We start from the raw sequence: 8,529 nt of genomic DNA on the forward strand, positions 1-8,529 counted from the left end.
ATGTTAGCGTAAGAGAGATCACCATTCTTAATCCATCGTACCGGATGGCTGTAGTTAACGGCAGCCCAAAAACACCGCGCAGGTTGATCATTCCTCAAACTGCAAAAGATAATTATGCGGCATTGTATAATGTATTAAATGGTGTTGATGCTCCGGTACCTGCCGCCGCTAAGCCTGCTGCTTATACTGCCGTGCAATACGCTTCTGCAAAATCTGAACGTCATATACCAACTCATCATAAAGTAAAAAGGGGGGAAACCCTGGCTTCCATTGCCGATAAATTTGGCTGTGAAGTATCTGATTTGAAAGTCTGGAACCATCTTAAAACAAACCGCGCACCTGTAGGGGCTATGTTGAAAGTATCAGTGGGTGAAGTAGCTGCCAATGTGCAGGATGACGGCGGATATTCGAAAAATTGAAAGTATAACGGAGAATTATAGAATCGTCATTGCAAGGTTGTACCTACCCGTTACATATTTAAAATTACGGTCATACTGAGTGTTTAAATCCGTTGGATTCTGAAGGTTAAATGACAATGGGGCCTGTCACCCTGAGCTTGTCGAAGGGTTGCGCGTAGAGGCCCCGCCCACATGCTTCGACAGGCTCAGCATGACCCCATATTTTAATTATGGTCATGCTGAATTTGTTTCAGCACCCTAATCGCTAAGCAACCATGCTAAGTAAATCGTCTACCTGTCTCGTGGGATGCCGAAACCAATTTTTTAACTCTGGAATGAAAGTGATTACTTGTGATACTGCAGATTGGAATCATAATAGTTGATAAATTAAAATGCCCCGCTCACTCGCTGAGTGGGGCATTAACCTAAATTTATTTTGCTTTTGATTTGTACTAAAGTATATCATGCCATCTACTTAGTAAATACCAACTTGTTGGTATTTTAATTGTTTTTTCGCCCCATCAGGGTCTCTCGCAGATTTAAGTTAACCCACAAAATTGCTTATCATTTAAACAGCAAGGCGTCGTGTGTTGCCCCTCTGGGGCAAAGGATGTTCTATAACTTTACAAGCTACAAACCTTTTGCACCTCTGGTGCATCTGTTTCTGGGCAATTAATATCTGTTTATTAAACTGCAAAAATCCTCCAGAGGAGGAAAAGGTTTGTAGAAATAACGTCGCACCCCTTACCCGAACCCCAGAGGGGTTCAACTCACATACATTACCCAATTTGGCTATTGATTTTGTGGGTTAACTTAAACTCGCAGAGGACCCTGATCTATACGCCGTGCAGATTCGATGTTCTAAATATCTTAATAGAACGCTGTCCGAAGACTCCGTCTTTGGATGATTATGTCTGTAGTTTGTAACTACAGGATTTCAAAAAACCTTTGTATTTTTAGGTAGATAAAAACCGCATCAACATGGAAAAGCCAAAGGAAAATATAGACGAATATATTGCCGGGTTCCCGGAGGATGTTCAGCAGAAACTGCAAACTGTGCGCGCTACTATAAAAGCTGCTGCGCCGGATGCGGAAGAGGCTATCAAATACGCTATCCCAACATTTATCCTTAATGGCAACCTGGTGCACTTTGGTGGCTTTAAAAGTCACATCGGTTTTTATCCTGCCCCGCAGGGTTTGGAAGAATTTAAAGAAGAACTTGCTGGCTACAAAGGCGCCAAGGGCTCGGTTCAGTTTCCGTTGGATGAACCGCTGCCGCTTGATCTCATCACCAAAATTGTAAAGTTCAGGGTGCAGAAGAATATGGAAAAGGCAAAGAAGAAAAAATAGAACATTGCCAAATCCATTCTTTTAAATCAATCTTATCAAAACATTAACCATATTTTATCCTCTTTTTAACATAATCATAAAAAGGGGCTTTTTTATGATTGTTCCATAAAAAGAATTGTAATTTTGGGCGCTTCAATTTGAAAAAAATGAATAAAACTAACCGAAAACAGGACGCGCTGAATTACCACTCCCAAGGCCGTCCCGGGAAGATACAAGTTGTACCTACCAAACCAACAAATTCGCAGCGCGACTTAACCATGGCTTACTCCCCAGGTGTGGCCGAACCATGTTTAAAGATTGCCGATAATGTTGAAGATGTTTATAAATATACCGCCAAAGGCAACCTGGTGGCTGTTATCAGCAATGGTACCGCCGTACTTGGCTTAGGCAATATTGGCCCCGAGGCCAGCAAGCCTGTAATGGAGGGCAAGGGCCTGCTGTTCAAGATCTATGCAGATATTGACGTGTTCGACCTTGAGCTGAACGCTAAAAATGTCGATGATTTTGTGAACATCGTAAAAGCACTTGAGCCAACATTTGGCGGCGTAAACCTGGAGGATATCTCGGCCCCAACCTGCTTTGAAATTGAGCGCAGACTGAAGGCCGAAATGAATATTCCCGTTATGCATGATGATCAGCATGGTACCGCCATTATATCGGGTGCTGCTTTGATGAACGCCTGCGAGATCCAGGGGAAAAAACTGGATAAGATAAAAATGGTAGTTAATGGCGCAGGTGCCGCCGCGGTATCCTGCTCAAAAATGTACCTGTCATTAGGGGTTAAGAAAGAGAACCTGGTGATGTTTGATATCAACGGTGTATTAAACCAGGAGCGTACCGATCTTGACGATATCAGGATGGAGTTTGCTACTACCCGTACCGATGTTAAGAACCTTGTTGATGCCATGAAGGATGCCGATGTGTTTGTCGGTCTTTCGGCTGGTAACGTGGTTACGCCCGATATGCTGAAAACCATGGCTAAAAAGCCTATTGTTTTTGCTATGGCCAACCCGGTACCCGAAATTGATTATGACCTTGCCGCTGGTACACGCGATGATATCATTATGGCAACCGGTCGTTCCGATTTTCCTAACCAGGTAAATAATGTGCTTGGTTTCCCTTACATTTTCTGCGGTGCGCTTGACGTTAGGGCCACTGCCATTAACGAGGAAATGAAAATAGCAGCTACGCATGCCATCGCCGAAATGGCCAAAAAACCGGTTCCGGAAGCGGTTAACCTTGCCTATAACCTTACCAACCTCAAATTTGGTAAAGATTATATAATCCCGAAACCAATGGATCAAAGGCTCATTACCGAGGTATCTATGGCGGTAGCGAAAGCGGCCATAGATTCGGGTGTAGCCCGTAAAGTGATCACCGATTGGGATGCTTATGCCGAGGAGCTGAGGTTGCGCCTGGGTACTAATGATAAGTTGTTACGTAATCTTACTGCCAAAGCAAAACAGAACCCTAAACGTGTTGTATTTGCGGAGGCTGATAATTATAAGATCTTAAGGTCGGCACAGATAGTGAAAGAGGAGGGCATTGCCACCCCTATTTTACTGGGCAATATCGACAGGATCAAAAAGATCATCCGTGATAACGATCTTGATTTGGGCGATGTACACATCATTGACCCGCGTGAAGGTTGTGAGTATATAGATGAGTATGCCGAATACCTGTACAACAAACGTCAGCGAAGGGGGATCACCTTGTTTGAGGCAAAGAAACTGCTTATCGACAGAAACTACTATGGTGCCTGCATGGTACAGTTTGGCAGGGCCGATGCGCTGATCTCGGGCTTAACCAAAAACTATGTAACTACGGTGAAGCCTGCACTGCAGATCATCGGTACTGAAGAAGGCGTGAACCGAGTTGCGGGTATGTACATGATGATCACGGCTAAAGGTCCTGTATTTTTTGGTGATACCACGGTGAATGTGAACCCAGGCGTTAATGACCTGGTTGATATTACTGTACTGATAGAACGCTCGGTAAAGCAGTTTAACATCAGCCCGAGGATTGCAGTATTATCTTACTCCAACTTTGGATCGAACGAAGGAGAAGTGCCGGAGAAAACAAGGGAGACCGTAGCTATACTGCACGAAAAATACCCGGATATGGTGGTTGACGGTGATATGCAGGCCAACTTTGCGCTGAACTCCGACTTGCTTGCCGATAACTTCCCGTTCTCAACCCTTAATGGTAAACCGGCCAACACGCTGATCTTCCCTAACCTGGAATCGGGCAATATTGCCTATAAACTTTTGCAGGAAATAGGCGGCGCGGAAGCTGTTGGGCCGATATTGGTTGGTTTGAAGAAGCCAGTACACGTGCTGCAATTGGGCAGTTCGGTACGTGAAATTGTAAATATGGTTACCATTGCAGTGGTTGACGCACAGGCAAAAGCTGCTGCTAATAGTTAATATATAAAGTAACAAATAATATGTTTTTTGATAAAGACGCTGGTATTTAAATGCTTAGCGTCTTTGTTTTTTAAGGTGAGTATATTGCAGCTTTTTGTTTGTCATTATATGAACATAATGACGCCGGAATTTTATCTTTGGATAATCACTGTAAGGGCTGTTTTGCCATTAACATCATTGTTTAATAAACTTAATAAAGTAATAATATATGTATGATTATATTAGTGGTAAGCTAATGTTCAAAAGTCCGTCGTACGTAGTGATAGATGCGGGAGGGGTAGGGTATCATATCAACATTTCTGTCAATACCTATTCGGGCGTCGGTGATGACGAAAAATGCAAACTCTTTGTGTGGTTGCACGTAAAAGAGGATGCGCACACGCTTTACGGCTTTGCTACTGATGGTGAGCGCAGGTTGTTCTTACATTTGATCTCTATTTCGGGTATAGGGCCAAATACGGCGAGGATGATGTTGTCATCTATAAGTCCGGCCGAGATCCAGGCGGCTATTGTGAGCGGTAATGTTTCGCTGATACAGCGGATAAAAGGTATCGGCCCAAAATCAGCACAGCGGATCATTTTGGAGCTGCAGGATAAGCTGCGCAAGGAAGGCCCTGATACTTTAACTGTTGTGCCTATAAGCCAGAATGTTAAGGATGAGGCTTTGTCAGCATTGGTAATGCTGGGCTTTGCACGTAACGTGGCCGAAAAAGTATTAGATCAGGAGATTAAGAAAAACGGTGGCGAACTAACGGTTGAAGAGCTCATTAAGTTTGCATTAAAAACGCTATAATTACGGATAAATATCTACTAACTTTTGACCAAAGTATTTACTTATAAGACACTTATAAGTGTGTTGTTCATTGTGGTGTTCGGGGGGCTGGGGAATGTGTATGCACAACAAAAGCCCTCGCCTGCGGCTAAAAATGATACAACCAAATCAAATGCACCGATAAACCTAACCGCGCCACGAAGCCAGCGGATGAGGGAAGGTATTTTCAATGCCGACCCGGCAAACCTGGTGCGTACTATTGAATATGATCCCGTAACCAACCGTTATATTTTGTATGAAAGGGTAGGTAATTTACTTTACCGCCCGCCGCAGTACCTTACGTTTGCACAGTACTTAAAACTTAAGGAAAGATCAACCCAACGGGGCTATTTTCAGCAACTGGCAGACAATTATGCTTATGATTCGCAGCAGCCGGGGTTTATACCACCTATAAAAGTACGTAGCCGTACCTTTGAGCAGATCTTTGGCAGTTCGGTGATCGATATCCGTCCGCAGGGATCGGCAGAAATGATCATGGCCGGGCAGATCAATAAGAATGAAAACCCGCTTTTTAACACCCGCCAGCGCAGCCAGTTCAATTTTAACTTTGATCAGCGTATTCAGCTGAATGTAACCGGTAACATAGGCGATAAGTTAAAGATCACCACCAATTACAATACTGATGCGCAGTTCCAGTTTGAAAACCAGATCAAGCTGGACTATACAGGATCGAAGGACGAGATCATCCAAAAAATTGAAGCCGGTACCGTTAGCATGCCGCTCAATACCACATTGATCACCGGTAGCCAGGCGCTTTTTGGTGTTAAAACCAAACTGAAATTCGGGCGGCTGGATGTAACCAGTATCTTTTCGCAGCAACGTTCGCAGTCAAAAACCATAACTATTACCAATGGTTCGCAGCAGGGCGAGTTTCGTTTAACGCCTGCTGACTATGAAGCCAACAAACACTTCTTTCTGTCGCAATATTTCAGGAATAATTACAACAGGGCGCTGGCCAATATCCCGATCATCAGCTCCAATATCAACATTACTAAAATTGAGGTTTGGACAACCAACCGTACCAACGTAACTACCGATTCGCGCGATATATTGGGCTTTATCGATCTAGGTGAAAATAACCCATATAATAAAACAAAGATAGTAGGTGGCGGGAGCGCCTTGCCTGCCGGTTTCAAGGGGCCTGGTTTTGCTCAGCAATCAAACAACCTGTTAACCGTTTTACCGCAAAATGCAAGGCTTACCAACTCCAATGATGTGGCGAGCTTTTTCCAGGGATCGGGCGCTACGGATAACTATTCAAAACTGACCTATGCCCGCAAGCTTACCGATAAGGAATACACCCTGCATCCGCAATTGGGTTATATCTCCTTAAATTATCCGTTAAATAATGACGAGGTGCTGGCGGTTGCTTACCAGTATACTGTGAATGGGGTGCAATATCAGGTAGGTGAATTTAGCAGCGACGTGGCTGTTAACCCCAATACCCCCAATGTACTGTTTGTGAAATTGCTGAAAGGCGAGTTGTTGAAAACCAACTTGCCAACCTGGGATTTGATGATGAAAAACATCTATTCCCTCGGCGCTTTCCAGATAGCACCTACCGATTTTAAATTAACAGTTACCCGCCTTGATGATAAATCGGGTATCGAAAAAACGGTAATGGAAGAGGGCCAAAACCTGAAAGGTAAACTGTGGATCCAGGTAGCAGGCCTCGATAACCTCAACCAGCAGAGCGATAAAAAGCCGGACGGCTACTTTGACTTTTTGGAGGGGATCACCATCGATTCGCAAAACGGGCGTATTTCGTTCCCGGTGGTGGAGCCTTTTGGTTCGGACCTTGCCGCCAAATTTACTTCGGGCGAGGTCGACCTGGTAAAACGATACGTTTACCAGCCATTATATGACTCAACCAAAACCATCGCGCAGCAATATTTTCCCGCATTAAACAGGTATGTGATCAAGGGAACTTACACCTCAACAGGCGGTTCGGAGTACCAGTTGAACGCGGTTAATATTCCGCAGGGATCGGTGAATGTAACGGCCGGTACCGTGAAGCTAACTGAGGGGAACGATTATACAGTTGACTATAATGCAGGCAGGATCAGGATCCTGAACCAGGCGCTGTTGTCTTCCGGGCAACCGATTACCGTAAAGCTGGAGAATAACGAATTGTTCGGTGTACAGCAAAAATCGCTGTATGGTACAAGGCTTGATTATCATGCCAGCGATAAGCTTCAATTGGGTGCTACTTTGATGCACCTTACCGAACAGCCCATCACCCAAAATGAAATTGCCGGCGAAGAATCCATTTCAAATACCATCTGGGGTTTTGATGCCAATTATAGCTCAAACTCCCGGTTTTTAACAAGGTTGGTTGATAAGATCCCCGGCATCCATACCAAGGTTCCATCGTCTATTAATTTTTATGGCGAATTTGCTAAGCTGATGCCCGGAAGTCCCAGCGCGTTGAATTTTGCCGGCTCAAAAAACGGAACATCTTATCTTGATGATTTTGAGAACAGCCAATCGGTGATAGATATTAAAGGGGCCAACAACTGGCAAATTTCGGGAACTCCGCAGTTGTTTGCTGAATCCAACCTGTTTGATAACCTGAGTTACGGTTACAACCGTGCGCGGCTGGCATTTTACAATATCGACCCTATATTTTATACTAATACAGGTTCTATCCCGATATCAAGAAGCGAGCTTTCCAATCATTATGTAAGGCAGGTAATTGAGCAGGAAGTTTTCCCGTATAAGCAGTCGGCTACCGGGCAACCGCTTAGTTTGGCTACCCTGAACATGGCTTTTTATCCAACCATCCGTGGTCCGTATAACTATGCTACTACAGGAATCAACGCCGATGGTACATTACAAAACCCTAAAACACGCTGGGGCGGTATGTTCAGGAAGCTGGAAACAAACGATTTTGAATCATTAAACGTATCATACATTGAGTTTTGGGTGCTGGATCCATTTATTTATAAACCAAATTCGGCCGGTGGTGACCTGTATTTTAACTTAGGTTCGATATCGGAAGACATCTTGAAAGACGGGCGTAAAAGTTTAGAGAACGGTTTACCTGTTGATGGTGACTTGACCAAGGTTGATGAAACCAGCTGGGGGCGGGTATCCAAACTGCAGCCGGTTATCAACGCTTTTGATAACAACCCCGATGCCCGTAAACTACAGGACGTTGGTTTGGATGGATTAAATGACCAGGACGAGCAAACTAAATTTGCCCCCGTTGTTCAGCAGATCAAAGGACAGTTGAACGCTCAGGCGGCAACCGCATACACCGCCGACCCCTCATCAGACGATTATCAATATTACCAGGGCCCTGCGCTCGACCAGGCCCGCGCCGGCATCCTTGATCGCTACAGCAAATACAACGGTACCGATGGTAACTCGAAAACCGCCCAGCAATCGCAGGCAGAACTTGGTCTGCAAAACTCGGCTTCAACTTCCCTGCCCGATGGTGAGGATATTAACCGGGATAATAACATGAGCCAGGAAGATTCGTATTTCCAGTACAAGGTATCTATGTGCCCGGCCGATCTGG

5 protein-coding genes are annotated in these 8,529 nt (G+C 44.6%); all 5 read left to right on the forward strand.

What is annotated here, in order from left to right; genetic code table 11:
• The coding region (locus VF500_RS01540; protein WP_330857986.1) for a LysM peptidoglycan-binding domain-containing protein at window positions 1-419 on the forward strand (419 nt) is incomplete at its 5' end.
• Window positions 420-1,379: 960 nt separating this feature from the next.
• Window positions 1,380-1,748, forward strand: coding sequence for an iron chaperone (locus VF500_RS01545; RefSeq protein WP_330857987.1), 369 nt, complete (start codon window positions 1,380-1,382; stop codon window positions 1,746-1,748).
• Window positions 1,749-1,894: 146 nt separating this feature from the next.
• Window positions 1,895-4,174 (forward strand): NADP-dependent malic enzyme, encoded by a 2,280-nt coding sequence (locus VF500_RS01550; protein WP_330857988.1) that lies wholly within the window; start codon window positions 1,895-1,897, stop codon window positions 4,172-4,174.
• A gap of 208 nt (window positions 4,175-4,382) precedes the next feature.
• Window positions 4,383-4,967 (forward strand): Holliday junction branch migration protein RuvA, encoded by a 585-nt coding sequence (ruvA, locus tag VF500_RS01555; protein WP_330857989.1) that lies wholly within the window; start codon window positions 4,383-4,385, stop codon window positions 4,965-4,967.
• 24 nt (window positions 4,968-4,991) lie between these two features.
• A partial coding sequence (gene sprA, locus VF500_RS01560) for a cell surface protein SprA (RefSeq protein WP_330857990.1) occupies window positions 4,992-8,529 on the forward strand: 3,538 nt, incomplete at its 3' end.

It is taken from the genome of Mucilaginibacter sp., from assembly GCF_036383575.1.
Taxonomy (GTDB): Bacteria; Bacteroidota; Bacteroidia; order Sphingobacteriales; family Sphingobacteriaceae; genus Mucilaginibacter.

Coding starts and splice junctions, on each gene's coding strand:
- VF500_RS01545 (WP_330857987.1), top strand. CDS start 1,380: ATGGAAAAGCCAAAGGAAAATATAGACGAATATATTGCCGGGTTCCCG.
- VF500_RS01550 (WP_330857988.1), top strand. CDS start 1,895: ATGAATAAAACTAACCGAAAACAGGACGCGCTGAATTACCACTCCCAA.
- ruvA (WP_330857989.1), top strand. CDS start 4,383: ATGTATGATTATATTAGTGGTAAGCTAATGTTCAAAAGTCCGTCGTAC.